Source organism: Sulfurisphaera sp. (genome assembly GCF_059755235.1).
On record NZ_DBPRYF010000046.1, the window covers coordinates 52262 to 75826 of the forward strand.

General features: G+C 34.3%; 26 protein-coding genes and 1 pseudogene. 15 read left to right on the plus strand and 12 right to left on the minus strand.

Annotation, left to right across the window (positions count from 1 at the left end):
* Positions 1 to 62: 62 nt before the first annotated feature.
* A complete protein-coding gene (locus tag AC3OCB_RS07155) occupies positions 63 to 866 on the plus strand; it encodes a M56 family metallopeptidase (RefSeq protein ID WP_498341667.1) in 804 nt (267 codons plus the stop codon).
* On the opposite strand, the gene AC3OCB_RS07160 is transcribed toward AC3OCB_RS07155, so the two are convergent.
* Together AC3OCB_RS07160 and AC3OCB_RS07165 are read right to left on the minus strand one after the other, a co-directional pair.
* The gene (locus AC3OCB_RS07160; protein WP_498341668.1) at positions 844 to 1134 is read right to left on the minus strand and encodes a hypothetical protein; all 291 of its coding nucleotides are present in this window, start codon (positions 1132 to 1134) and stop codon (positions 844 to 846) included. The genes AC3OCB_RS07155 and AC3OCB_RS07160 overlap by 23 nt on opposite strands.
* 11 nt (positions 1135 to 1145) lie before the next feature.
* The gene (locus AC3OCB_RS07165) at positions 1146 to 1760 is read right to left on the minus strand and encodes an MFS transporter (protein ID WP_498341669.1); all 615 of its coding nucleotides are present in this window, start codon (positions 1758 to 1760) and stop codon (positions 1146 to 1148) included.
* A 255-nt stretch (positions 1761 to 2015) separates the two neighbouring features.
* Between AC3OCB_RS07165 and sixA the strand changes: the two genes are divergently transcribed.
* The 6 genes from sixA to AC3OCB_RS07195 all read left to right on the plus strand — a co-directional run bounded on the left by sixA (position 2016) and on the right by AC3OCB_RS07195 (position 8121).
* Complete coding sequence (sixA, locus tag AC3OCB_RS07170) at positions 2016 to 2495, plus strand: phosphohistidine phosphatase SixA (RefSeq protein WP_498341670.1); 480 nt, start codon at positions 2016 to 2018, stop codon at positions 2493 to 2495.
* Positions 2496 to 3746 (plus strand): Ppx/GppA phosphatase family protein, encoded by a 1251-nt coding sequence (locus AC3OCB_RS07175; protein WP_498341672.1) that lies wholly within the window; start codon positions 2496 to 2498, stop codon positions 3744 to 3746.
* Positions 3743 to 4384 (plus strand): dTMP kinase, encoded by a 642-nt coding sequence (tmk, locus tag AC3OCB_RS07180; RefSeq protein WP_498341673.1) that lies wholly within the window; start codon positions 3743 to 3745, stop codon positions 4382 to 4384. The genes AC3OCB_RS07175 and tmk overlap by 4 nt, the downstream gene beginning before the upstream one ends.
* Complete coding sequence (locus AC3OCB_RS07185; protein ID WP_498341675.1) at positions 4368 to 4985, plus strand: dTMP kinase; 618 nt, start codon at positions 4368 to 4370, stop codon at positions 4983 to 4985. The genes tmk and AC3OCB_RS07185 overlap by 17 nt, the downstream gene beginning before the upstream one ends.
* Positions 4966 to 5583 carry a CHAD domain-containing protein gene (locus AC3OCB_RS07190; protein ID WP_498341676.1) on the plus strand — a complete coding sequence of 206 codons (618 nt, stop codon included), beginning with the start codon at positions 4966 to 4968 and terminating at the stop codon, positions 5581 to 5583. The genes AC3OCB_RS07185 and AC3OCB_RS07190 overlap by 20 nt, the downstream gene beginning before the upstream one ends.
* Before the next feature lie 558 nt (positions 5584 to 6141).
* Positions 6142 to 8121, plus strand: coding sequence for an acetate--CoA ligase family protein (locus AC3OCB_RS07195; protein ID WP_498341677.1), 1980 nt, complete (start codon positions 6142 to 6144; stop codon positions 8119 to 8121).
* A gap of 124 nt (positions 8122 to 8245) precedes the next feature.
* On the opposite strand, the gene AC3OCB_RS07200 is transcribed toward AC3OCB_RS07195, so the two are convergent.
* Positions 8246 to 8491 carry a hypothetical protein gene (locus AC3OCB_RS07200; RefSeq protein WP_498341678.1) on the minus strand — a complete coding sequence of 82 codons (246 nt, stop codon included), beginning with the start codon at positions 8489 to 8491 and terminating at the stop codon, positions 8246 to 8248.
* A 103-nt stretch (positions 8492 to 8594) separates the two neighbouring features.
* Between AC3OCB_RS07200 and AC3OCB_RS07205 the strand changes: the two genes are divergently transcribed.
* Positions 8595 to 9644 carry a VIT1/CCC1 transporter family protein gene (locus AC3OCB_RS07205; protein ID WP_498341679.1) on the plus strand — a complete coding sequence of 350 codons (1050 nt, stop codon included), beginning with the start codon at positions 8595 to 8597 and terminating at the stop codon, positions 9642 to 9644.
* 50 nt (positions 9645 to 9694) lie between these two features.
* Here the strand turns inward: AC3OCB_RS07205 and AC3OCB_RS07210 are convergent, their stop codons facing one another.
* Genes AC3OCB_RS07210 through AC3OCB_RS07225 form a run of 4 tightly spaced genes read right to left on the minus strand, consistent with a single transcriptional unit; the run spans position 9695 to position 12549 of the window.
* Positions 9695 to 10588 carry a 3-methyl-2-oxobutanoate dehydrogenase subunit beta gene (locus AC3OCB_RS07210; RefSeq protein ID WP_498341680.1) on the minus strand — a complete coding sequence of 298 codons (894 nt, stop codon included), beginning with the start codon at positions 10586 to 10588 and terminating at the stop codon, positions 9695 to 9697.
* The gene (locus AC3OCB_RS07215; protein ID WP_498341682.1) at positions 10585 to 11742 is read right to left on the minus strand and encodes a transketolase C-terminal domain-containing protein; all 1158 of its coding nucleotides are present in this window, start codon (positions 11740 to 11742) and stop codon (positions 10585 to 10587) included. Before AC3OCB_RS07215 ends, AC3OCB_RS07210 begins: the two co-directional genes overlap by 4 nt.
* 2 nt (positions 11743 to 11744) lie before the next feature.
* On the minus strand, positions 11745 to 12011 hold the full coding sequence (locus AC3OCB_RS07220; RefSeq protein ID WP_498341683.1) for a 4Fe-4S binding protein: 267 nt from the start codon (positions 12009 to 12011) through the stop codon (positions 11745 to 11747).
* Positions 12004 to 12549 carry a 2-oxoacid:acceptor oxidoreductase subunit gamma family protein gene (locus AC3OCB_RS07225; protein WP_498341960.1) on the minus strand — a complete coding sequence of 182 codons (546 nt, stop codon included), beginning with the start codon at positions 12547 to 12549 and terminating at the stop codon, positions 12004 to 12006. Before AC3OCB_RS07225 ends, AC3OCB_RS07220 begins: the two co-directional genes overlap by 8 nt.
* A 156-nt stretch (positions 12550 to 12705) precedes the next feature.
* Between AC3OCB_RS07225 and AC3OCB_RS07230 the strand changes: the two genes are divergently transcribed.
* Positions 12706 to 13956, plus strand: a complete 1251-nt coding sequence (locus tag AC3OCB_RS07230) for an MFS transporter (protein ID WP_498341684.1) — start codon at positions 12706 to 12708, stop codon at positions 13954 to 13956.
* On the opposite strand, the gene AC3OCB_RS07235 is transcribed toward AC3OCB_RS07230, so the two are convergent.
* On the minus strand, positions 13942 to 15090 hold the full coding sequence (locus tag AC3OCB_RS07235; RefSeq protein WP_498341685.1) for a M20 family metallopeptidase: 1149 nt from the start codon (positions 15088 to 15090) through the stop codon (positions 13942 to 13944). The two genes, AC3OCB_RS07230 and AC3OCB_RS07235, sit on opposite strands and share 15 nt — an antisense overlap.
* Before the next feature lie 295 nt (positions 15091 to 15385).
* Between AC3OCB_RS07235 and AC3OCB_RS07240 the strand changes: the two genes are divergently transcribed.
* Positions 15386 to 15913: a hypothetical protein gene (locus tag AC3OCB_RS07240; protein ID WP_498341686.1), complete on the plus strand. Its 528-nt coding sequence runs from the start codon at positions 15386 to 15388 to the stop codon at positions 15911 to 15913.
* On the opposite strand, the gene AC3OCB_RS07245 is transcribed toward AC3OCB_RS07240, so the two are convergent.
* On the minus strand, positions 15886 to 16413 hold the full coding sequence (locus tag AC3OCB_RS07245) for an NADH-quinone oxidoreductase subunit B (RefSeq protein WP_498341687.1): 528 nt from the start codon (positions 16411 to 16413) through the stop codon (positions 15886 to 15888). The genes AC3OCB_RS07240 and AC3OCB_RS07245 overlap by 28 nt on opposite strands.
* A gap of 285 nt (positions 16414 to 16698) precedes the next feature.
* Between AC3OCB_RS07245 and AC3OCB_RS07250 the strand changes: the two genes are divergently transcribed.
* Together AC3OCB_RS07250 and AC3OCB_RS07255 are read left to right on the plus strand one after the other, a co-directional pair.
* Positions 16699 to 17757: an L-threonylcarbamoyladenylate synthase gene (locus AC3OCB_RS07250; protein WP_498341688.1), complete on the plus strand. Its 1059-nt coding sequence runs from the start codon at positions 16699 to 16701 to the stop codon at positions 17755 to 17757.
* Positions 17744 to 18427 carry a biotin--[acetyl-CoA-carboxylase] ligase gene (locus AC3OCB_RS07255; protein WP_498341690.1) on the plus strand — a complete coding sequence of 228 codons (684 nt, stop codon included), beginning with the start codon at positions 17744 to 17746 and terminating at the stop codon, positions 18425 to 18427. The genes AC3OCB_RS07250 and AC3OCB_RS07255 overlap by 14 nt, the downstream gene beginning before the upstream one ends.
* Positions 18428 to 18448: 21 nt before the next feature.
* On the opposite strand, the gene AC3OCB_RS07260 is transcribed toward AC3OCB_RS07255, so the two are convergent.
* From AC3OCB_RS07260 to tldD, 3 genes are read right to left on the minus strand one after another with little or no spacing between them, the layout of a single operon-like run.
* Entirely contained in the window at positions 18449 to 18877 is a 429-nt protein-coding gene (locus AC3OCB_RS07260; protein ID WP_498341691.1) for a universal stress protein, read from the minus strand.
* Positions 18878 to 18917: 40 nt separating this feature from the next.
* The gene (locus AC3OCB_RS07265; RefSeq protein ID WP_498341961.1) at positions 18918 to 20150 is read right to left on the minus strand and encodes a TldD/PmbA family protein; all 1233 of its coding nucleotides are present in this window, start codon (positions 20148 to 20150) and stop codon (positions 18918 to 18920) included.
* A gap of 1 nt (position 20151) precedes the next feature.
* Positions 20152 to 21498, minus strand: coding sequence for a zinc metalloprotease TldD (tldD, locus tag AC3OCB_RS07270; RefSeq protein ID WP_498341692.1), 1347 nt, complete (start codon positions 21496 to 21498; stop codon positions 20152 to 20154).
* 32 nt (positions 21499 to 21530) lie between these two features.
* Between tldD and AC3OCB_RS07275 the strand changes: the two are divergent.
* The 3 genes and pseudogenes from AC3OCB_RS07275 (at position 21531) to AC3OCB_RS07285 (ending at position 23506) form a co-directional block, all read left to right on the plus strand.
* Positions 21531 to 21914: pseudogene (locus AC3OCB_RS07275) on the plus strand (CopG family ribbon-helix-helix protein).
* 3 nt (positions 21915 to 21917) lie between these two features.
* Positions 21918 to 22589 (plus strand): B3/B4 domain-containing protein, encoded by a 672-nt coding sequence (locus tag AC3OCB_RS07280; RefSeq protein WP_498341693.1) that lies wholly within the window; start codon positions 21918 to 21920, stop codon positions 22587 to 22589.
* Positions 22589 to 23506 carry a homoserine dehydrogenase gene (locus tag AC3OCB_RS07285; RefSeq protein ID WP_498341962.1) on the plus strand — a complete coding sequence of 306 codons (918 nt, stop codon included), beginning with the start codon at positions 22589 to 22591 and terminating at the stop codon, positions 23504 to 23506. The genes AC3OCB_RS07280 and AC3OCB_RS07285 overlap by 1 nt, the downstream gene beginning before the upstream one ends.
* Positions 23507 to 23565 lie beyond the last annotated feature (59 nt).

Sequence of the window (23565 nt, forward strand, 5' to 3'; positions counted from 1 at the left end):
ATGAAACGTGTATTGTTATTTTTGGACAAATAATTTTACCTATAACTTAGTAAGATTATATTATGAAATCTTGGTGGTTGAGATATTACTTTGCCTCATTTAGTTTATTACTCTTTCTTTCATTAGTTTTATCTACATTTATCCCCTCAAATCTTTACTTGGAAATAGGAGAAGTCTCGCTTATTTTCTTTGTATGGTACTCAATTTCTCCCTTAATAATGATATTTTCTCTTAAACTAAAGAAAAACGACGATCCAAATTTAGAGCATTTAGTTGAATATACGACGAATTTATTTAGAATGAAAAAGCCTAATATTTTCGTTGTAAGAACTAACTACTCTAACGCGCTTGCTTTTGGAAATATGTTTTACAAAGCTATTGCTTATACTACTGGCATTCTTAGTTCTCTGCAAGATAACGAAATTATAGCCGTGACAGCTCACGAGCTTTCTCACTTAAAGAATCATGATATGGAAGTCCAAATGCTTGGATTAATAGGTTACAATATTCTCTACATCTACTTAGCTAATATTTCATATGTCTTTGTTATAATTATGTTTATCATGGCGTTTCCTATTTTTATCTTTTTTCATAGACTTATGGAGAAAAGAGCTGATATTACCGCAGTAAAAGATAACAGATGGTTAACAATGTATCTTGAAAACGCTTTAATAAAAATAGGTTATTTAGGGAGAACTATACCAAACTATCTTTTGAAGAACATTCCAGATTTTCAGCTATATTTCATAAAGCAGGAGTTGATAAGCAATTATGAGGACAGTACTTTATTAAGAACTCATCCGTCCCTCTCAGAGAGGCTAAGATATTTAAGTAAATATGAGATTACTCAAGCCTCTTCCCCCTAGTTTCTTGAGTAAAATACAGTGAAATAAGACTGATAATAGCATATGGAACTAGAACAAAGAATGGTTTTATGTCAGATAGAAGTATAGGAGGGATTATACCACCAATTAAACTTGCCAGTTGATAAGAAAGACTAGATGCCGTATACCTATATTTCTTTTTAAAGATTTCCGTAAATATTGACGCTTGAGGAGCATAAAGGGCAGAATCAGATATGCTCATTATAATCTCCCCGATTGTACCAGGGAAAAAGAAGGTTGAAATAATCATCAAACCAACACCTAGGTAAACCACTTTTTTCTTCCTATAATATCAGTCAAATAACCAAAAAATGGCATAGCAAATAATTGTATGATCACTGCAAGAGAAACTAACAGTGCAACTTTTCCAGTTAAAAACACATAGGTTGTAAAGACATAAAATATGGCACTTTCACTTATTTTAATTCCTATTGCTTTTATTATATTCTTCCAATCCTCTTTTACAGCCTCAACAAGGGGAAAAGATGAGCTTCTTTCATTACTTATATCTCTCAGAAGGGGAATAGTGATTAATGATAAAATAGAAATTGGGACTAAGAAGAGCTTCCATGCCTCTTCTCCTATCTCGTAGACTAAGAAAATAGAGATAGATGAAAATATTATTGCTATTGGAACTGTGAGTTGTATAATACTAGATATAAACCCTCTGTATCGTGAAGAAGAGTACGTCTCAATTAATACTGTTGAAGCTCCTCCCCATTCTCCTCCTAACGTTAGCCCTTGTATAACTCTATAAAGTATTAAACTCGCGTTGTTCGGAAAGAAGAAAAGAAGAAGAGAGAAAGTAGATAAAACTAAGTTAATGGAAATTAAAGCTGATCTCCTGCTTATTTTATCACCTATATAACCAAACAAAATATCCCCCAATAACCCTGAAGATAAAACCTATAGCAAAAATGTAAATAGGGAACACGAAAAAGGAGAGTTGAGAGAATAAAAAGAATACATGCCACTGAAGAAAAGTCGAGAGAAAAGCACCTAAAAATTGCTTCACATATAGTTTAACTACTGTTAGTTTATAAACAAAAATATGTAGGACTCTATACTTTATTTAGATCTCTATACTTTATTTAGAAATCCTTTTAATATAAATTAGATAACTAATACATAATGATTAGTCTCGTAATAGTAAGACATGGGGACTCCGAACCCCAGATAGAAGGTAAAGATGACAAAGACAGAAAGTTAGTAAAGAAAGGAGTAAAGCAAATGAAAAGAGTTGCCAATTTCATAGATGAATATGGGATTAAAATAGATAAAGTTCTCTCTAGTCCATACTTAAGAGCGTATCAATCTGCAGAAGAGATTATAGATAAACTAGGTACTGATAGTATTAAGATTGAAACTTACGAGGACCTCGCACCAGACAAAGATCCATCTCAATTTATAGAAAAATTGAAAGATCTCCAAGATAACATTACAGTGTTAATTGTTGGTCATGATCCTTATCTTTCAAATATGATAAAAGCCTTAACTGGAGCTAACATAGAACTAAAGAAAGGTGGTATAGCTTTAGTAGACTATGATTTAAACAACAGTAAAGGAGTTCTAAAAATGCTTTTAACTCAGAAGGTGCTAAAGATGATTTGAATGTACAGCGTTGTAATAGATGCTGGGTTTAACTCCTTTAGACTTATGCTGTATCAAGTTTTCTCAAATTTTACTTTCAGAATAGTAGGATCCCAAAAATTCTTCATAAGATTAGGAGAAGGATTACAAAACAACCGTATAAACGAGGAAAAGATAAGGGAAGCTGAAAGAGCCTTTTCTTTTTTCAGAAAGATAATTGAACATAAAAAAGTTGAGGACGTAAAAATAGTTGGTACAAGTGCGTTTAGATATGCGGAAAACGGAAAAGAAGTAGCAGAATCACTAAGTAAAATGATAGGTCATGAAGTTAAAGTCATTTCTGGTGAGGAAGAAGGTAGATACGCAGGAATAGGTATATTGAACACTTTGCCTATTAACGATGCCATAGCGTTTGACTTAGGAGGTGGCTCTTTAGAATTAATAGAAATAGAAAATGGCAATGTAAGTAAGGTTTTCCAGTTGCCTTTTGGGGCATTAAAGCTTGTGAATAGTTCTGAAAAAGAGATAAGAAAAACAGTTCTCGATAATTTATCTACAATAAATATCAAAAAACACGAAATAATTGTGGGTTCTGGGGGTAATATGAGAGCATTAGCTAAAATGGATTCAAAATTGTCTTCCTCACCTTTGAAGTCAATTCATGGATATTCAGTATCTCTTAATAATATTTCTAAGTATTCATCACTTTTACCTTCTCTTGACCTTGAAGCTAGGGCCTCCCTGCCTGGAATAGGAAAGGAAAGAGCTTACACCATACATTCTGCTTCAGTTATAATTGATGAATTAATAAAATATTTCAATCCTAAGTCACTAGTTGTATCATCTTTTGGAATGAGAGAAGGGGTTCTAACAGAAGGGGAAAAATTAGGCAGAAAGGAATGGTTAGAAGCCATTTCATTTTTTAATGCCATTGAACCTCCAGATGAAGTTTTTAATGAAATCTTGGATTCTGTTACTGGTAAGTATTCTTTTTACGTAGCTTCTTCTGTGTTTTTAACCTTAGTTTTTAAGATGGCAGGATATCTTAATCCTTTTGATGCGTGTTATAGGTTTATTAAAAACTCTATTTTTCCCGGTTTCATGTATGATGAAGTGTTACTTATGGGTTTGATCTGTAGGTCAGCTTATAAAAAAGTCAAAAAGAAGCAATTAAAACTTCTAAAAGAGGACATAAGTAAGAAAGAGTTGTTAAGTTATGGAAATATTGTGAAAAATTCGATAGAGAAATACGTTGATGGGGTAAGGTTATGAAAAAAGGAGTTCTAATAGCCTTTGAAGGAATTGATGGATCAGGTAAATCAAGCCAAGCATCTCTTCTAAAAGATTGGATTGAGATGAAAAAAGATGCTTACTTGACAGAATGGAACTCCTCCGACTGGATTCATGACATCATTAAAGAAGCTAAAAAGAAAGACTTACTAACCCCCTTAACTTTTAGTCTCATTCATGCTACTGATTTTTCTGATAGATATGAGAGATATATTTTACCCATGCTGAAATCTGGTTTTGCAGTAATTTGTGATAGATATGTGTATACAGCATATACAAGAGACACAGTTAGAGGAGTTAGTCTTGATTGGGTTAAGAAATTATATTCATTTGCGATCAAACCGGATGTAACATTTTATATCAGAGTTCAACCAGAAGTCGCATTAGAAAGAATAAGAAAAGCAAAGAGAAAAATAAAACCACAAGAAGCTGGATCCGACATTTTCCCTGGATTGCCACCAGAGGAGGGATTCCTTAAATATCAGACATTAATAGTAGAGATGTATGACAAGATAGCTAAAGATGAAAATTTTGTAATAATAGATGGAAACAAAACGCCTAAAGAAATACAAATGGAAATAAGAAAAATTGTAGGTGAGTATATTGATTATAGCATTTGAAGGAATTGAAGGGTCTGGAAGGACTGCTCATTTAGAGGCTGTAAAAAGATATTTAGAAAAACAAGGATATGGAGTCACGATATTAGGCTTACAAATGTCAAAACTAATTGGTGAAAGAATAGCACAAGTAAAGAAAAATATTGTATTTGAGAGGAGAACGTTATTCCTTGCCTATGTAACGGATTTAGCTGATCAGATTGAAAACTATATCAAACCTTCTCTAGATGCTGGATTTATTGCATTAGCTGATGGCTATACACTTACTTTGACTGCATGGGGATTAGCAAGAGGTTTAGAAAGAGGGTGGATGGATGATGTACTTTCAGTGTTCCCTAAACCAACTATAACTTTTACTCTAATCTCAAGTCCCGAAGAAATAGTTAAGAGAATAATAAAGAAGAGAGGTTATTTAGACCCATTAAGTGCAGGGATTGATATTTGCATTAAGGATGATGTATATACTGCGTATGAAAGTTACATTAATAAATTCCAAGACGCCCTTCTTTCACTAACTAAAAAGGAAGATATAATAAGAACAGATAAAGAATTTGCTGAAGTAAATAAAGAAATAGTGATGAAAATTGACCAATTTACGTCCTGAAGTCTATGCAAATGAAAACCTAAAAGAAGCTTTAAAAATTAAAGGAACTGATGAAGAGAGCATTCATGATGCAAGAGTTTATTTAAGGAAATATTATGATATATTATCCTCATTCTACCCTATATACGAAAACAGTGAATGTTTGTACTTAGCTAAAGAAGCTATATCGGCTTTAGGGAGAGTAAGAGATATTGACATTTGTCAAACTAAAGACAAAAAAAGAGATCAACTAGCTATAAGGGCTTTAGGGAGAGTAAAAAAACTTAAAGGATGCTACCTAGATAGAGTTTGTTGCAGTAGGCTTCTAGTCTATAACAACATTCTTAAAATCTACGTTCAAATAAGCGATATTAATGATTTCCATGAGTTAAGGAAGAAAGTTAGAAAAGCAAGGAATCTTGTTGAATCTTTAGGCTTCGAATCAAAAGAGATAAAGGCTTTAGCAAAGAAAATGGGAGATACAAGAGATGAAATCTTAAGATTAGAATGTAAAGGATTAAAGCCTTATGAAATTAACATAGCCCCTTATAGAGATGAGGCTAAAAGAACTATAGGAAAAATTTTACTAATCCAAAATGAATTTCATCACTTTTTATGAACTAATCTAGCATATATAAAAAGTATTATACCACCTGCGGTTAATAATGTACCAAGAATAGTAAAATATTCTATGAATAGTGATAAATCATTAACTTCATATAAAGTGTGATCAGAAGTAGTTTGTTTTAAAGTTTATAGTTTGAGAGAAAAAATTTAGGAAAAGGAAGAGAAAAAGCAAATAACGTAAATAATACTATCATTGCTCTTAGTTGCACTTAATGAATAGGGTGTTATATTAATAGGACAAGTAGAATTAAATGAGAACAAAAATCTCAGAGTCATCCTCATAATCTTGTAAATAAGAGAATCGAAAAAGTGTATCTCATTACTTATTTTTATAATATGAGCTAAAGGCAAACGTTAACTTAAGCTTTATTGAAGATCTCTAAGAACTGAAAATGACAATCTTTAATGATAACTGTCTTGACATAAACTTGCACTTACTAGGACAGCTCCTATAATCTGCATTAAACCTATAGTGAATAAACTAATTTTTAGGGTTAGAATAACTTTTCCATTCACAAATTATTTATTTCACTTTTTCTTTAATTTATCTATGTCATTGGATGAGTTATTTAAACCTAAAAGTATAGCAGTAATAGGAGCATCACGATACAAAGAGAAAGTTGGAAACGTTGTATTTAGGAACTTACTTTCTACCTATCATGGGAAACTTTATCCAGTAAATACAAAGGCAGAAGACGTTGAAGGTGTAAAGGCATATAGGAGCGTTAAAGAAATTCCAGATCCCGTTGATATGGTAGTAATAACTGTACCTAGGGAAGCTGTTCCTCAAGTAATGGAAGAATCTGTTGAAAAGGGAGTAAAAGCTGCAATAGTAATAACAGCTGGATTCAAAGAAGTAGGTGAAGAAAAGCTCGAAGACGAGGTAATAAGCATAGCCAAAAAAGGGGGAATAAGAGTATTAGGACCAAACACATTTGGAATTATTACCCCTGAGTTAAATGCGACATTCGCATACACAGATGTAAAGAGGGGGAATATTGGTTTAGTTGTACAAAGCGGTGGTTTAGGAGTCTATATGCTAAATTGGGCACAAAAATACAGAGTAGGAATTAGCTACATGGTTAGCTTGGGTAATCAAGCTGATGTTAAAGAGTATGAAGTCATTGATTATTTGTCCAAAGACCCAGAAACAAAAGCTATATTTGTATATGTTGAAGGAGTAGCAGATGGAAACGCCTTCCTTGAAACCTTGCCAAATGCTACAAAAAGGAAACCAGTAGTGTTTCTTAAAGGAGGAACAACAAGTAATGGTGCAGCAGCAGCTAAAACTCATACCGGAAGTCTAGCTGGCTCATTCGAAGTATTCAAGACTGCAGTTAGAACTGTAGGTGGTATACTAGTTGAAAATCTTCATGATATGTTGAACTTAGCCAAACTCCTAATGTATTCTGAACCAATAACTGATGAGATTTTAGTAATAACAAACTCAGGTGGTCATGGCGTCTTAACTTCGGACGAAATTGAAAAGAACAAATTAAAACTAGTTGAAATCCCAGATTGGATTAAAGAAAATTTAAGCAAAGTATTGCCACCTACTTCGGTTCCAAGAAATCCTCTAGATTTGACTGGAGATGCTACAAAAGAGAGATACTACTCAGCTTTAAAGGTTGTTAGCGATCTGAGTTGTACAAAGCTTGTGATCGTCCAAGCTTTACCAATGGTAAGCTGTACTGATGTAGCTAGAGTGATTTCAAACTATAAAGGAAAAGGAATGATAGGAATTACAATGGGGTTAGATGAAGATACAGCATTAAAGATCTTAGAAACTACCGGTATTCCGGGCTACACTTTCCCAGAGGACGCTGTAAAAGCAATCAAATACTTAGTAAGTAAACCAGTACCAAGAAAAAAGATTAGAACAGTTCAGCCCATTGAAAGCGCAGTAGAACTAGTAAAAGGAAAACAGACGCTAAGAGATTATGAAGCCATGAAACTGATGGAAATTTATGGTATCAGAACACCTAAATGGGGGATAGCGGAAAGTGTAGAGGAGGCGCAAAGGATAGCCGATTCGATCGGTTACCCCGTGGTTATGAAAATTTCTCCGGATCAACCAGTTCATAAAACTGAAATGAAAGGAGTTGTAGTTAACGTTGAGAAAGACCAAGTTAAGGACGTTTATAATCAACTTTCCAAAATAACAAAAAGAGTTATGATACAAGAGCAACTTAGCGGATTAGAGGTTTACATTGGCGGATTGAAAGACCCAGTATTCGGACATACAGTAATAGTAGGAAGCGGAGGAATTTATGTTGAAGTACTTAAAAACGTGTCTTATGGAATTTCACCTATTTATGAGGATGAAGCACAAGAATTACTTCTTGAAAGTAAAATCCATGACATGCTAAACGCCAGAAAGAGAGGTTACGACGAGAACTCATTAATAAGGACTATAATTAGTGTGTCAAGAATGATAGTTGACTTAAACATTAAAGAGATGGATATTAACCCATTGTTTGTAAATGAAAAAGGAGCTTTTGCAGTAGATGTAAGAATAGTCTTTAGTTAGAAAGAATCCTCATTTTTTCTTGAAACTTAAATAGATAAGATACTCTTTTTGATTTTATTGATTCTTTCTTTAATTTCATCTATTCTCCAACCCATATTTAAGATATATACTTTTATTCTCCTAATCACAAACTGCTCAACATAAATTGTTTTTCGTTCAATTCATAGTCAGCTCTGATCTTACAATCCTTTGGCTTTACTCCTTCTCTTTCACAAATGCTTTCAAAAGCTCCTTCACTACAATGAGGTATTGAGAATAAAAAAGCAAACAATGGACCTTCAACGTAAAGTTGGTCTGCCTTAGTTCCCCTGTTTGGAAGCTCAACATCAAGGTTATTAAAAGCTGAGTTTATGCTAAATTCTATTTTCATATAAAATTTTAGTTTAATCAGTAAAAATTTACTCCCACAATATTTTTAACCAGATATGATAGAATAGAAAGACTTTTAAATAAGAGTAACTATAAATTATATTATGGACTACAACAAAAACTATATTGAAGAGTTATTTGATAGTGAAGTTTATAAAAAACTAGGTGATGCTGAAAAAGATCGGCTTACTAGGATATACTTGTATAAAATGTCTCAGATGGAAAAAAGACATTCGGAAATCTGGAAACAAATAGCCGAAAAAAGACATGTAAAATTAGGAAAACTAAGCTTGTTTGATAAGCTGAAGATAAACTTTTACGTTATCTTTAGGAAGCTCTTTGGATTAGAATTAACTACTAAGCTTCTAGAGAGTGGAGAAGAAAGTGATATAAAGAAGTACTATGAGCTATCAAAAAGCGAAGAATTAGATGAAGAAGAAAGACAAATGATGAAAGATCTAAGCGTTGATGAGGCAGTTCATGAGGAAATGATCTCTAGCGTCAAATCAAAAGACGTTAGCGATTTTGTTTACGGAATAAGTGATGGACTTGTAGAAGTACTAGCTGCTACTTCGGGCTTATCTGGAGCCTTTAATGTGCCATTCTTAGTTGGGATATCCGGATTAATAGTTGGGGCATCAGGCACTTTATCAATGGCAATAGGAGCTTATCTTTCTACTAAATCTGGGAGAGAAATCAATCTGAATAAAAGGAAAAAGATAGAAATTCAGAAGCTTGTCGACAGAAAAGAAGTTGCTAAAAGGCTTTCTGGGATTTTAACAGAGTTAGGAATAAGAGAAAATATAGCTTCAGATATCTCACCACAGTTAGTTGATGTTGCAGAAGACATCATTGCACCAAAAGTTGAGGAAAGTCCTAAGAAGAGTGCCGGGGTGACTGCACTTTCATATATCACTGGGGCTATAATTCCAGTCATACCTTACTTGCTAGGAATAGGCGGTCTATTAGGAGTTGTATCTTCTTATATCCTTTCTGGAGTAGCAATTTTCATAGTTGGATCTCTTATAGGTCTACTTAGCTCGGTAAACCCTGGGAAAAAAGGAGCGGAAATGTTAATCTTAGGTATTTCAGCAGCGTTAGCAACACATGGTCTCGGTTTATTAGCGTCACATTATTTACATCTTGCAGTATGAAACCGTGTTGACTTAATGAAATTTTCCTATAAAAAGAATTAAATAAAAAATTATTTCTTAATTTTAGCTGCTATTTCTTCCCACATTTCATCAATAGCATCCTGTATTTCCTTTATTTGCTCTTCTGTTAATTTGCTAAATCTTCCTTGAAGCTTTAAGTATTCTATTACTGGTTTTCTGTTCTTTTTATCTAGATGAGTTTTACTTACTCCAGTTAGTCTAAACTCGCCATTTTCAATTTCAAATAAAGGCCAAATCCCAGTATCTACAGCCAATTTTGCTATTTCTACTGTTAGTGAAGAGTCGAAACGCCAACCTGGAGGACATGGAGATAGCAAATGTACATACCTAAATCCATGAATTTGCTTAGCTTTTCTAACTTTAGCTTGATAGTCAAATGGATAGGCAACAGAAGCTGTAGCTACATACGGTATTTTATGATCAGCCATTATGAATGGTAAAGGTTTCTTGAACTCTCTCTTACCTTCTGGTGTTGTAGTAGTCCAAGCACCATGAGGAGTTAAACTCGAACGTTGTATACCAGTATTCATATATGCCTCATTGTCATAACATACATAAAGGATATCCTCGTTCCTTTCAGCAGCACCGCTTAGAGCAGCAAAACCTATATCTGCTGTTCCTCCATCACCAGCCCATACAGTAACAATTGCGTCATTATCTCCTCTCATTCTCAGAGACCTTACAATACCAGAAGCAATTGAAGCAGAAGCAGCAAAAGCACTGTGAACCACCGGGACTGTTGCAGGCATACCACTAGTATCGCCTAAAATTACTGTTGAACATGAAGCTGGGACTACTAATACAGTTTTCTGACCTAATTCCTCTAGTAGTATATCTAATTCTCTTGGTATTGGACATCCGGGACAAGCTGCATTTCCTCTATAGAATTTCGGAATCCTTTTCGGTTGAGTAATTAAACTCATAATATCCACCTCTCTTCTTCCAGTTTTCCATTTACCAAATTTTGCATTACCTTTTGGAAGCATAATGGTCTAACATCTTTCCCACCTAATCCAGCTATAACAGAATATATTGGAGTTTGAAAGCCATATAGTGATGCCTTAACTTCATTCGCTAATATTCCACCTGAGCCAAATGAATAAGCTCTATCGAACACTATTACACCTTTAGCAGATCTTAAGTACTCTTGGACTTTTTCCTTGGGGAATGGCCTAAATACTCTTATTTTCAGTAGACCTGCTTCAATACCCTCATTTCTTAACCTATCTACAGCTACTTTAGCATCGCCACTCCAAGCCCCCATCGTTACGAATACATACTTTGCGTCTTCGCACTTATAGCACTCTACCAAATCATATTTTCTACCGCTGAGTTTTTCATATTCCTTCATTATCTCTTCGATTACGCTTTTACTTCTTTCCATAGCTTTCATTGCCTCAAATCTTATTCTCATGTACTCATCGGGTTGAGCTATTGGACCAACCCCAACTGGGTCGGTGAAATCAATAAGGTTGAATTTCCTTGGTGGGATAAATGAATCAACCTCGTGATCTTCAAGTACCTCAACCCTTTCCATTGTATGAGTTAAAATGAAACCATCGAATCCCATCATCACCGGTAAAATTACTCTTTCATCTTCAGATATTCTAAAGGCTTGGAGTGTCAAGTCGTAAGCCTCTTGTACATTTTCAGCCATCATCTGTATCCAAATTGCGTCTCTTTTACTCATAAAATCTTGATGATCATCCCAGATACTCCATGGCTCAGCTATTGCTCTAGTTGCTACTGCCGCTACTATGGGAACTCTTTGTCCACCAGCCCAATAAATCATTTCAGTCATATAAAGCAGACCTTGAGATGCCGTTGCTGTAAACACTCTAGCTCCAGATAATGCAGCACCATATACTGCAGCCATAGCAGAGTGTTCGCTTTCTACTCTTATCATTTCAGCTTTTAGCTCGCCAGAACTTACATAATCTGATAGTTTTTCTAGCATAGTAGTTTGTGGGGTTATTGGATAAACTGCTAATACTTGTGGTTTAGCTTGTTTTACTGCATATGCTACTGCATGATTTCCAACTAATGCTAATGCTTTCTTCTTTAGAACTTGAACCATTTTTATTTCACCTCTTTTACCATTTCAATCGCCTTAGTAGGACAAACTTGTGCACATACACCACAACCTTTACAATAATCATAGTCGATTTGAGGATACAAATTCTCTAAAAGGTCTATAGTGTTTTCCGGGCAGTAAAGTACGCAAAGTCTACATTTTGTGCACTTATCATAATATATTACTGGTTTTTCAACCCTCCATAACCCGGTCTTTCCGGATGATCCTATTTTTGGTCTTGCTATTGGAATACCTTCTGGGACATTAATCAACCTTTTTCACCCCTTTATAACCTCTTTCAATTGCTTCAGCATTTAGCTCACCTATTTTACCCGGAAATTCCTCCTTAACAGCCTCTTCTAACGAATTAAGTGAAGGTTTTCCTAAGACTTTAGCCAAAGCTCCAATCATTGCTGTATTGACAACTGCCCAACCTGCAACCACAAGTCCTAGTTCTTTTGCAATTGAGGTAGCGTCAACAATGTACTCATTTTTCCACCATTTTTTGGGTTCTGGAGTATTGATAAGAAGAAACCCAGAGTCTTTTATGCCTTCTGTGACATTCATTATTTCCATTAATGATGGATCAAAAACAGCTACACCATCCGAATTATAAACCTCTCTATGGAGGAAAATGGGTTGATCAGAAAGTCTTAAAAATGATACTACTGGTGCACCTCTTCTTTCGCCACCATAAAACGGAATTGACTGAGCGTATTCATCCTCAATTACCATAGATTTAACCATGAGTTCTCCAGCAGTAACTACGCCTTGTCCACCTCTACCTCTTAAAGCTAATTCTAAAAGCATTTTATACCACATATTCCTTTTCTCTTTCATCCAAAAAAACTATGATTTTCTAAACCCTAACGTAAAGATAATTAACTTGGTTAAAATTAAACTCTAGTAATATTGTTAAAGCAAGATAAATAGTTTTAAAAGTTAGACTGAAATGCTTAAAATAGATTGATTAAAAGGGACACTAAGTGGATGTACCTATCACTACCTTATAATGCCAGCATAGGACCTATATCCACTCTAATTACACTACAGATAATATCTTTAGGTGGCAATGCATTAGATGTAGCTTATGTTATGTCGCTAGGAAATTTAATCTTAATTCCTTCATCAGTAATCTGGGGGTTTGAAGCAGATAAGTTAAATAGAAAAAAACAAATACTTATTAGCTTTTCAGGCACAACTGTGTCGCTGTTTCTTCTTTCATATCCTAATTCAATACCATTAATAGGATTAGGTTATTCGTTACTTGTTTTTACAAGTACTGCGTCAACTACACCATTTAATATGTTAGTTATGGAGTCAGCTGAAAAGAAAGATTGGGGAATGCTTTTCTCACGCTTTTCTCTACTCTCCTCTATAGGGACGTTAATTGGTCTTTTATTATCAACTTTCTTGGTTCAATATATTAGGATTTATCAGCTAATACTATTGCTCGGAATCATAATGGGAATAACCACATTAGCAAGTTTAAAGATATTACCAAACCCAGTTATAACTTTTGAAAGGACTGCGATGCTTCATCATAAAGAGTCGTTCTTTGTCAGACTGCTTCACTTACCGCTTATATTTCTTCACTTACCTAACCCACATAATTTTAAGATGTTCAGACTAGAGAGGCTCTTAAAGAAGCCTATAAACTATATTCCGTTGCTGTATCTTGCAATTGTTATTTTTTATATTAGTAGTGGGATATTCAATACTGTTTATCCAGCGAGCCTATATGTGAAAGGTTTAAATAAATCGGAAGCTCTTGCAGTAATAACAATTGGCATGATATTTCAGATAATAGGTTATAGATTAGTAGAAAAAATAATGGCAAAAAGAGATGAAAAAGACATTGCATATAAATCACTTTTGCTCAGAGGTTTCTCTTATATAGTTCTTGGTATTGGTGCGTTGATATTTTATGGTCTAGGTATTCTTGTACTCGGATTAATATTTTACCCTTTAGCTGCAGGGATAGCTTTTTCTATGTATTACTCTGCTTCCAACACGTTAATTTTTAAAATAGTTGGCGAAAGATCGCAAGGTAAAAACTTAGGAGTTTATAGTACTGTTGTGGGAATAGCTCTATTCGTAGGAAGTCTACTTTCGGGTTATATTAGTCATTACTTAGGTTACGGAATAGACTTTGTCACTGCAGGGATACTTTTGCTAATTTCCTCATGGTTATTTAGATACCTAGAAGAGGGATAGTAAAAAGTCTTTAGTTACTACATAAGAATTTCTTAACTCTTTAAAAGTTATATATTCGTTATAGGAATGTGCCAATCCCAACTCACCAGGGCCATAAACAATTGTAGGTACCCCCTTATATCTAAAGTATCTTCCGTCAGTTGCTCCAGTCATTATATACTTGGTAGGAGTTACATTTAGCAATCTCTTTATAGTTTCTTCCAGTTTGACAACATAAGTATTATTTGGAGAGGTAAAATTGGGTTCGGAAGTGTCTAAAGGAACTACTGAGGATAAAGATACTAAACTTTTTACAATCTGAAGTGCTTCTTCACTTTTTATTCCAAGTGGAATTCTCATATCTACCTCAGCTTCAGCATAATCTGGAACCACATTTACTTTAACGCCACCTTTTATAACGCCAGGATTGAAAGATATTCTTACTACATCATTCTTCGCTATTTCATTTGGAATTTTAGCTGTTAATGCTTCTTTTACATCGTTTGGGACCTTTATCTCTATATCCTTAATTTTTTCTAAGGATAAAAGATCCCTTACAAGTTTCATTATAGCATTTTCTCCTAGAGAAGGTAAGCTTCCATGAGCCACTTTCCCTTTTGAGATTAATTTTACTTGCAATAACCCTTTTTCACCTATATTTATAGAATCCGAACCAGAAGGCTCAGAGATCAAAACCAAGTTAGGTTTATATTTTTCCGCTAGATACCTTGAGCCTTTTTCACCGCTAGTCTCCTCATCTGGAACAGCTGTAAAAATTAAATTATAGGGAACTCTATCTGCTATTTCTGTAAATATTTGCATAATCACTGCAAGGCCTCCTTTCATATCTGTTGCACCTCGTCCATAGACCTTGTCCTCCAGTATTTTACCAGAAAAAGGATCGAAGTCCCACTTGCTCTTATCACCAGTTGGAACTACGTCGTAATGACCGTTTAACAAAACGCTTTTATCGGATTTCTTTCCATTGTCAACAACTACTGTAGGCCATCCTTTCTCAAATTCGAATATTGAGGCTGAAAAACCATTCATGGAAAAATATTCTCTTATGAAGGAAGCGCATTCGAGTAGATTATCTCCAGGGGGATTAACGGTAGGAAATTGAATTAATTTCGAAACCAACTCTTCTAATTTCATCAACATAAGTAAAAGAGACGCAATTTATAAATGTTAATTCGTGTACTGAAGCTTAAATTCTTCTATTACAAACCTTTTCTAAATACTATTGAATACTTTTTAATTTTACATGCTAATTTATAATTATATTTGAGATAAGTGTTCAGAAGGCTAAACACATGCTAAAAAATTGTTCATCCTTTATCATTCATATTTGTCCTTTTATTCTATATTAAAAATTGTTCATCTTGCTTTTAAGCAAATTAAAGTTTCATTAAATGAAAGGAAAATTAAGGTAAACTGAGAAGTATTACATATGAAAATACAAGGAATAAATATTTCATCCATACTAAAACCAGAGGTAAGATATATTATACTTAGTAAGAAATTTATCTCTTCTCTTGCAGATTCATTTCCATCATTTACTTCTTACAACGAAAGTGGGATTAAAATTAGAGAATTAATAGTTTTTGATAAAAAGAGAATGTATACCGGGTACAAATATACTGTAAATACGAAAAGTGATGGCGGTTTAACGTCTTTAACGGATGAAGATGATGTCATAGTTTCTTTAAGAGCTAAAAAATACGATAATATGCTAACTACAGAACTACGTTTTCTAGGCATAAAAAACGATAAACCTGATAAACTATTAATATTATATGATGTGCCAGTAATTGGAAGAAATAGAGAAGAATTAATAAACGAAATAAAAGAGTTCCTTAAATTATGGGATGGAATAGTAGTAGAAGATATACCAGCTAAGATAAAACCAGAATATAAAAGACAAGTCAAAGCAAAAATTGTCGATATAGATTATGCTGACTTGCTTTTTACGACTTGATCACCATTAGATCTAATTCTTTTTTGTAGCGTGATAATCGCTCTAGCTAATGCTTCTGGTCTAGTAGGGCAACCTGGAGCATATATATCTACCGGGATTCCTATTTCTGAGGGAAGTACTGTATTATAAGAATTCCAAAATATTCCTCCTTCAAGAGAACAAGAACCCATTGCTATTACAAATTTAGGCTCAGGCATCTGGTCATAAACTATTTTTGCAGCTCTTGCCATTTTCCTTGTCAATGTACCTTCAATAACCAAAAGATTTGTTTGCCTAGCAGAAGAGAAAGGAAGCACTCCAAACCTTTCAGAATCAAACCTAGCAGCAGCAAATGCTCCAAACTCTGTTCCACAGCAGCTAGTGGTCAGATGTGGAGGCCATAAAGAGAATGAAACACCCCAATCCCTTAGATTTTTTATTGGCTTTCTATTTAACAGCCACTCTATTGCCTTCTTTGTAACTTCGTTTATGTTACCCGTTAAGAGTAGTTCATCACTCATTGTAATCCCTTTATTACTATCGGCTACATTCTTAAAATCCTTTTGTTAAAAAGAGTTGTACAACTTACGTTTCTAAGAAACAAAGTGTATATACATTTCAATTTGGAATTAAACTCTACTAAGGGTATAAAACCCCTCATCACTCTTCAGAGATCACCTCACCAATCACCATTCAGTAAATTCAGTATAGAGCGCCCCAGACATCAAATATCTTTCTGTGAGTTCTTCATCACTATTTTTCCATATAAAAACAGATTTAAAAAATCAGAGGATACTTTCCCACTTATGACCCAAATAATAAAGGTTGATCCTTTGAATCCAGAGATTGATAAGATTAGAATAGCTGCAAATGTGATCAAAAATGGTGGAACGGTAGCCTTCCCTACGGAAACAGTATATGGTTTAGGAGCTAACGCGTATGATGGGAAAGCTTGCTTAAAGATATTTGAAGCCAAAAATAGACCAGTAGACAACCCATTAATAGTTCATATAGCAGAATTTGAACAACTATATGATGTAGCTAGAGAAATCCCAGATAAAGTACTAGAGGTAGCTCAAACAGTATGGCCTGGACCCCTTACATTTGTTCTCAAAAAGACTGATAAAATACCTAAAGAAGTCAGTGCTGGACTAGATACTGTAGCAGTTAGAATGCCTGCACATCCAATAGCATTGCAGTTAATAAGGGAAAGTGGAGTCCCTATAGCAGCTCCAAGTGCGAATTTAGCAACAAAACCAAGTCCTACAAGAGCTGAAGATGTTGTAGCGGATATGAATGGAAGAGTTGATATAATAATAGATGGTGGGCATACATTTTTTGGAGTAGAATCAACGATCATAAACGTTTCCGTCAATCCACCAGTCTTACTGAGACCTGGTCCTTTCACAGTAGAAGAACTAAAGAAGATCTTTGGAGAAATAGTAATCCCAGAATTTGCTGAGGGGAAGAAGGAAGCAGAAGTTGCGTTAGCACCTGGTATGAAGTACAGACACTACGCGCCTAGTACTAAATTACTTATGGTAGAAAATAGGAAAATACTCAGAGAAGTAGTTGATTTATTAAAGAAAAAGTACAAAGTTGCTGTTCTTATATCTAAAGAATTGGAAAATGAGTTTAAAGACGTCCCTCATATAGTTCTGGGAAGTGATGAGAACCTTTATGAAGTAGCTAAGAACTTATTTGATGCATTTAGGGATTTGGATAAACTTAATGTAGATATAGGTTTAATAGTAAGCTTTCCGGAAAGGGGAATAGGTTTTGCTATAATGAATAGAGCAAGAAAAGCGACAGGCTTTTCAATTATAAAGGAAATTAATGACGTGTATAAGTATGTTACTCTTTAAGTTTCCAAGCGTAACGTCAACCCAAGATTTAGCTGAAGCTATTTTTCAAATGATTAATGCAAAAGAATTTGTAATAGTAGCGGAAGAACAAACTAAAGCAAGAGGAAGATATCGAAGAGAATGGTATTCACCAAAGGGTGGTCTTTGGGTAACCTATGTAATAAAGGGGTATAACGCTGAGAAAATACCTTTTTTAACTTTACGCAGTGCCTTAGCACTAAGGAAGGCTATCTCTGAATATCTTGATGTGAAGATCAGATGGCCTAACGATATTGTATATGAAGGAAAGAAACTCGCTGGGATCCTAATTGAAGGAATTACGCAAGGCGATGAAACTACAGTATTTATAGGTTTCGGAATAGATACTAACATAAAAGAACTACCTATTGATGTGAAAGGAACCTCACTTTATTTGGAATTGAAGAGAGAAGTGGATAATGACAAAATACTCGAGGCTACAATAAATCAGATAAAGAACTATGAAGGAAGAAATGAGAAGGAAATCATAGACGAGTTGAATAATTATCTGTCAATAAAGAATAAGAAGATAAGAATAGTGGGAAGAAATGAGGAGAGAGAATGCATAGCATTATTTGTAGATTATTACGGAAGATTAGTCACAGAGTGTGGAATATTCGAAGTAGAAGATGTATTAAGGATAATAGAATAAGGAAAAAAGAAGAAAGAAAATTTACTTAACTACTAGTACAGGCATTTTTGCTTCTTGTACAAGTTTGGTTGAAACGCTACCTAATACAATCCTCTTGAAAGTTGAAAGACCCCTGCTACCAGTAATTATTAAATCTACACCATTTTTCCCAGCATATTCTAGCACAGCAGCAGCTGGGTCTCCTTCTAATACTATGCCCTCTACATCTTTTACTCCTTGACTTTGTGCCTTAGACTTTGCTCCATTTACGTCTGTGTTTGCCTTGTTATAAATCTGTTGAATTACTTCGCCTGGAATAGGTGCTACGCCCATGCCTAGTAGAGCTGCTGTGTCTACAACTTCTACAATATCCAATTTTGCCTCATACTTTTTAGCCAAATCTATTCCTATATCTAATGCTCGCATTGCATGATCTGAACCGTCATATGCTACGAGGATTTTTTTAAACATATTAATCACTTCTCTATTTGATGGATAGAATTTAAAACTTTCATGAAACATTCACACCATTAATTATAAGTGAGGAAGAATACAAATTCCCGTAAAGTTCTTTTTCACCACTTTTTCCCTCTATTCCCTTTAATAATTCTTTGAGGTTGCCAGAAATAGTTAATTCTCTATACGCTTTTCCATCTTTTTCGTTCCATACAACTGGCGCAACTACTGTAAACTCACCAGTATCAAAGTTACTAGTATGAACGCCTTGAACTTGATCAATTATAATCTCATTTTCACTAGTCTCCTTAACATTAACCTCCAAAACAGATGGTGATATAAATGGCAGAGTAGAATAACTCCTTGAAGAAGAATGAGTGTTTTCTTTGTTAGCTTTTAGAGCCCAATAAGTATTCGATAGGAATTTGATAACTTTTCCTTCTTTAATTAAAACGTTTAATTTTGAAGGTAGTCCTTCAGTGTCAAAAGACCTACTATATGGGGCGTTTGATATTAACGGATTATCAATTATCTCTAGATTAGGATTAACTAATTCATTCTCCTTTAAAGGAGACTTACCCCTAGAGTAGTTTTCTAACGAGATACTGCTAGAGAATAGAGGCACAAACAATTCTGCTAAGGCTTTGGGAGTAAATTTCACACTTGTAAGCTTCTTTTCAAGTTTATCCCTTGTACTCCCATACATTCTCTTCATTAAATCAACCTTATCTCTTATTTTTTCTATGTTGAGCTTAGGATCTCTGCTTGATTTGTATTCGTAAATCTCTGGGCTGACTTCAACATCATTTCTTACATTGTAGGCTATACTAAAGCTCAATAGACTCCTATCTTCTTCAGCATCTATACCTTCAGTGCTAACTACTTTCACTTTCAAGTTAAGGGCTTCATAATACTCTGAAACAACATTAACAAGCTCCCGAATCTCATTTCCATAGTTCATTAACTCCTTAATCTTCTCTTCCCCTTCGGAAATATCAAAGAACTTTAAGTTCATTTTGTTTATCTTTTCAGGTGAGGGAAGAACATTAAATTTGTCCTCTTTTGATGCTCTTAGACTATCAATTGCTAGGTCTAATAGATTATCTAATTTATTACCATAAGCAAAACCTAATCTTCCTTCTTTGATTATACGTAAACCATATCCTCTCTCACATATATGCATATTCTGGTACTGTTTCTCTCTCTTCACTTGAACTTCATTAACTTCAGTCACAAAGATTTCTGCTGAATAGCCTAAATCTTTGGCCTTTTGTATAACTGTATACATATCAGTCAATTACACCACCAACTTTCATTTTCTCAACTTTAATATAAGGACCACCTACTCCTACTGGGACACTTTGACCGTCTTTTCCGCAATAACCCGGAGAAATATCAAAATCCTTTGATACGGCTTTTATTTGGCCTAAAGTTTCTAATGTATAGCCTGAGATTCCAACGTTCCTTAAAGGAGATGCAACTTCCCCATTCTCTATTAAATATGCCTCTTGTATTCCAAACTGAAAAGTACCATCTGGACTAGTTTGTCCTCCCCTTGGTGAAACCAAAAGAACACCATTTTTAACGTCTCTTATAATTTCATCATAAGAGTAGTCACCGGGTGTAAAATACGTATTTCTCATTCTTATTATAACTGGATATCTAAAATCCTCTGCTCTAGCGTTCCCTGTAGGCGTTTGACCTAAATAAGCAGAGTAAAATCTATCAGTAAGAAGCTCATTAACTACACCATCTTTAACGATATAAGTATCTCTTCCTTCTATTCCCTCATCATCGTATACTGTTACCCCAATAGCAGATTTATATTCTAGAACGGGTGAATCAACTATGTTAACATATTCTGGTGCTATCTTTTTCCCTCTTCTTTCATACAAAATCCCATTAATAGCAAGATCAGCCTCTGCTAAATGTCCTATTGCTTCATGAGCGAAAACTCCTACAACCTCTGGGGCTAATACAGCTGTATATTGGTTTGCTTTTACTGTTTTTCCTTTCATTTGTCCATCTATCCTTCTCTTTAAAGTTTTAAGAACCTCATTCATATCGAAAACTTCGAAAGGATAACCTTGATATGTAGATTTTGAAACATAAGCAGAAGCTATTATATCATTTTCTCTAGCTACTGCCACAACTGAGAAACCACTAATAACAAAATCCTGTTGAATCTCTCTTTCATCTGTGCTCAAATATTCTTTATGATAGTGACTTTCATAATATCTAATGTTAACGCTTTTTATCTTATCTGAAATAGAAATAACGTTTTCCCTAATTTTTCTTAAATCGTCGAGCTTCTCTTTGATGCCTTTATTAAAATCGTATTTAGGCTTTATCTCTACTTTATCTTTCTTTGGTGGCATATAGACAATATTTACTTTTTCATCTCCATAACTCACATTTATTGCATCTCTAACGTCTTCTTCACTGGGCTCACCAGTACTAGACTTATAACCCCAATTACCTTGGTACAAAACTCTTAGAGAAAATCCCTCATCGACCCCATTGCTACTAATTATTTCTCTGTCTTCTGTCACAGTCAAAACTAAATCTTTAATTTTCAGAAGTCTAATATCAGCAAAGGTGGCTCCTAATTCTTCAGCCTTTTTAAGAATGCTCATGGTTTTAAGTTTTTGAATCGAGGTATAAATAAATGAGTGAAAAGATTAGTGTTTCTATACCTAAAGAACTCAGTGAAAGACTCGAAAGGTACTAAGAGGAAAAGAGGATAAACGATAGAAGCAAAATAATACAAATTGCTTTAAGGAATTACTTAGATGAAAATGAAGATAGTGAAAATCTTGTTTATGGTATAATCAATTTAGTATATAGTGAGAATGCAAATAACGTTACTGAATTTCAACATGAGCACGAAGATAAGATAATATCTGTCCTCCATCTTCACGTAGGAGAGGAATGCATTGAGGCAGTTGCAGTAAAGGGAAAGAAAAAAGATTTAGTAGAACTAGCCTCGAAACTCTCACAATTAAAAGGTGTTAAAAAAGTTAGACTTATTGTCTCGACGACAGAAACATAATATATGTTCGTGAAGGTATTTGATGATGCAAAGAAGTTAGGGATTTTTGTGGCTTTTACTGAAGTCCGTGATGTAAAAACTGAAAAAGATAATAAGCAAATTGAGGAGGAATTAAAGAAAGTTGAAGAAAAATATAAGAATGAAAACCCAGAATCGCTTAAGAACAACCCAGTGATAAGAGCATATAGAGATTTCTATTGGAAAATAGGAATCGACCCGACTAAGATAAGACCAAGTGGAGAAGCTTTGAGAAGAAGAGTTAGTAGAAACGCAAAATTACCTAGAATAAACAACGTAGTTGATGCTGGAAATATAGCTAGTACAGAAACTTTAGTGCCAATAGGACTTTATGATACGGATAAAGTTAAAGGAAATCCTGTGATAACGTTAAGTAAAGGAAATGAGATATTTTATGGAATAGGGAAACAAGAGCCAGAAAAACTTGACGCAAATATTCCTATAATGATAGATGAAGAAGGAAAAGTTATGCATATTTACCCTCATAGAGATTCTACTCTAACGAACATTACACTAGACACTAAGAACGTGCTGATTGTTGCTGCAGGAGTACCCGGAGTAGAGAAAAGTTTAGTAATAACTGCTGCTAAATTAACAGCTGAGCTATTAGTCAAGTTTGCGAACGGAAAATGGAACATGGTGGTGAATGAAGCATGATTAAATTATTACTTTTTGGTTATGGGAATGTAGGAAAATCGTTTAGAAAACTGCTTCATGAAAAGAAACTAGAAGAGCTTAAGGATGTGAAAATTGCTGGCATTGTTACAAGGAAAGGAATAATGCTAGACGATAGAGAAAGCTTCACAGCTGACTTGGAAGGGGATGTATTCAAAGCATATGATAAGATAAAACCAGATGTTATAGTTGACGTCTCTTCCGCTAATTATAATAATGGAGAACCTTCTCTTTCTCTTTATAAGCAAGCGATTAAAGACAAAGTGAGTATAATAACTACTAACAAGGCACCCTTAGCCTTGGCATATTCAGAAATATTTAATTTGGCAAAATCATATAATGCAAAAATTGGCTTCCAAGGAACTGTTATGAGTGGAACACCATCAATCAATCTTTACAGAGTTCTACCCGGAAGTGAAGTTAAGAAAATAAGAGGAATTCTTAACGGGACTACAAACTTTATATTAACTTTAATGGATAAAGGAGTTAGTTTTGAAGATGCGCTAAAAGAAGCACAAAAAAGAGGATATGCAGAAGAAGATCCAACGCTAGACATAAACGGGTTTGATGCTGCTGCTAAAATTACAATATTAGCTAACTTCATGTTGAACAGAAATATCTCTATTAAAGAAGTAAAATTTGAAGGAATATCGAATATAAGAAAAGTTAAAGACGGGAAAATGAAACTAATTGCATATGCCGATCAAAATGAAATATGGGTGAAACCTATCCAACTTTTGCCTGATGATCCGTTATACAACATAGATGGGGTAGATAACGCTTTAGAATTAACTACAGACATTCAAACTACACTGATAAGAGGACCCGGTGCAGGTCCGATAAATGCAGCCTATGCAGCTCTATCTGATCTAATTTTATTAATTAGAGATTGCCTATGAAATTTCAATAATAGTAAATGTTCAAACGAATGTTTAAATATGAAAAAAGCCTTAATATA

Bases quoted from the DNA above. Each gene is read 5' to 3' on its own strand.
- AC3OCB_RS07155 (WP_498341667.1), top strand. From the start codon at position 63: ATGAAATCTTGGTGGTTGAGATATTACTTTGCCTCATTTAGTTTATTA.
- AC3OCB_RS07160 (WP_498341668.1), bottom strand. From the start codon at position 1,134: ATGATTATTTCAACCTTCTTTTTCCCTGGTACAATCGGGGAGATTATA.
- sixA (WP_498341670.1), top strand. From the start codon at position 2,016: ATGATTAGTCTCGTAATAGTAAGACATGGGGACTCCGAACCCCAGATA.
- AC3OCB_RS07175 (WP_498341672.1), top strand. From the start codon at position 2,496: ATGTACAGCGTTGTAATAGATGCTGGGTTTAACTCCTTTAGACTTATG.
- tmk (WP_498341673.1), top strand. From the start codon at position 3,743: ATGAAAAAAGGAGTTCTAATAGCCTTTGAAGGAATTGATGGATCAGGT.
- AC3OCB_RS07195 (WP_498341677.1), top strand. From the start codon at position 6,142: ATGTCATTGGATGAGTTATTTAAACCTAAAAGTATAGCAGTAATAGGA.
- AC3OCB_RS07200 (WP_498341678.1), bottom strand. From the start codon at position 8,491: ATGAAAATAGAATTTAGCATAAACTCAGCTTTTAATAACCTTGATGTT.
- AC3OCB_RS07205 (WP_498341679.1), top strand. From the start codon at position 8,595: ATGGACTACAACAAAAACTATATTGAAGAGTTATTTGATAGTGAAGTT.
- AC3OCB_RS07210 (WP_498341680.1), bottom strand. From the start codon at position 10,588: ATGAGTTTAATTACTCAACCGAAAAGGATTCCGAAATTCTATAGAGGA.
- AC3OCB_RS07215 (WP_498341682.1), bottom strand. From the start codon at position 11,742: ATGGTTCAAGTTCTAAAGAAGAAAGCATTAGCATTAGTTGGAAATCAT.
- AC3OCB_RS07225 (WP_498341960.1), bottom strand. From the start codon at position 12,549: ATGCTTTTAGAATTAGCTTTAAGAGGTAGAGGTGGACAAGGCGTAGTT.
- AC3OCB_RS07235 (WP_498341685.1), bottom strand. From the start codon at position 15,090: ATGAAATTAGAAGAGTTGGTTTCGAAATTAATTCAATTTCCTACCGTT.
- AC3OCB_RS07240 (WP_498341686.1), top strand. From the start codon at position 15,386: ATGAAAATACAAGGAATAAATATTTCATCCATACTAAAACCAGAGGTA.
- AC3OCB_RS07245 (WP_498341687.1), bottom strand. From the start codon at position 16,413: ATGAGTGATGAACTACTCTTAACGGGTAACATAAACGAAGTTACAAAG.
- AC3OCB_RS07250 (WP_498341688.1), top strand. From the start codon at position 16,699: ATGACCCAAATAATAAAGGTTGATCCTTTGAATCCAGAGATTGATAAG.
- AC3OCB_RS07255 (WP_498341690.1), top strand. From the start codon at position 17,744: ATGTTACTCTTTAAGTTTCCAAGCGTAACGTCAACCCAAGATTTAGCT.
- AC3OCB_RS07260 (WP_498341691.1), bottom strand. From the start codon at position 18,877: ATGTTTAAAAAAATCCTCGTAGCATATGACGGTTCAGATCATGCAATG.
- AC3OCB_RS07265 (WP_498341961.1), bottom strand. From the start codon at position 20,150: ATGTATACAGTTATACAAAAGGCCAAAGATTTAGGCTATTCAGCAGAA.
- tldD (WP_498341692.1), bottom strand. From the start codon at position 21,498: ATGAGCATTCTTAAAAAGGCTGAAGAATTAGGAGCCACCTTTGCTGAT.
- AC3OCB_RS07280 (WP_498341693.1), top strand. From the start codon at position 21,918: ATGTTCGTGAAGGTATTTGATGATGCAAAGAAGTTAGGGATTTTTGTG.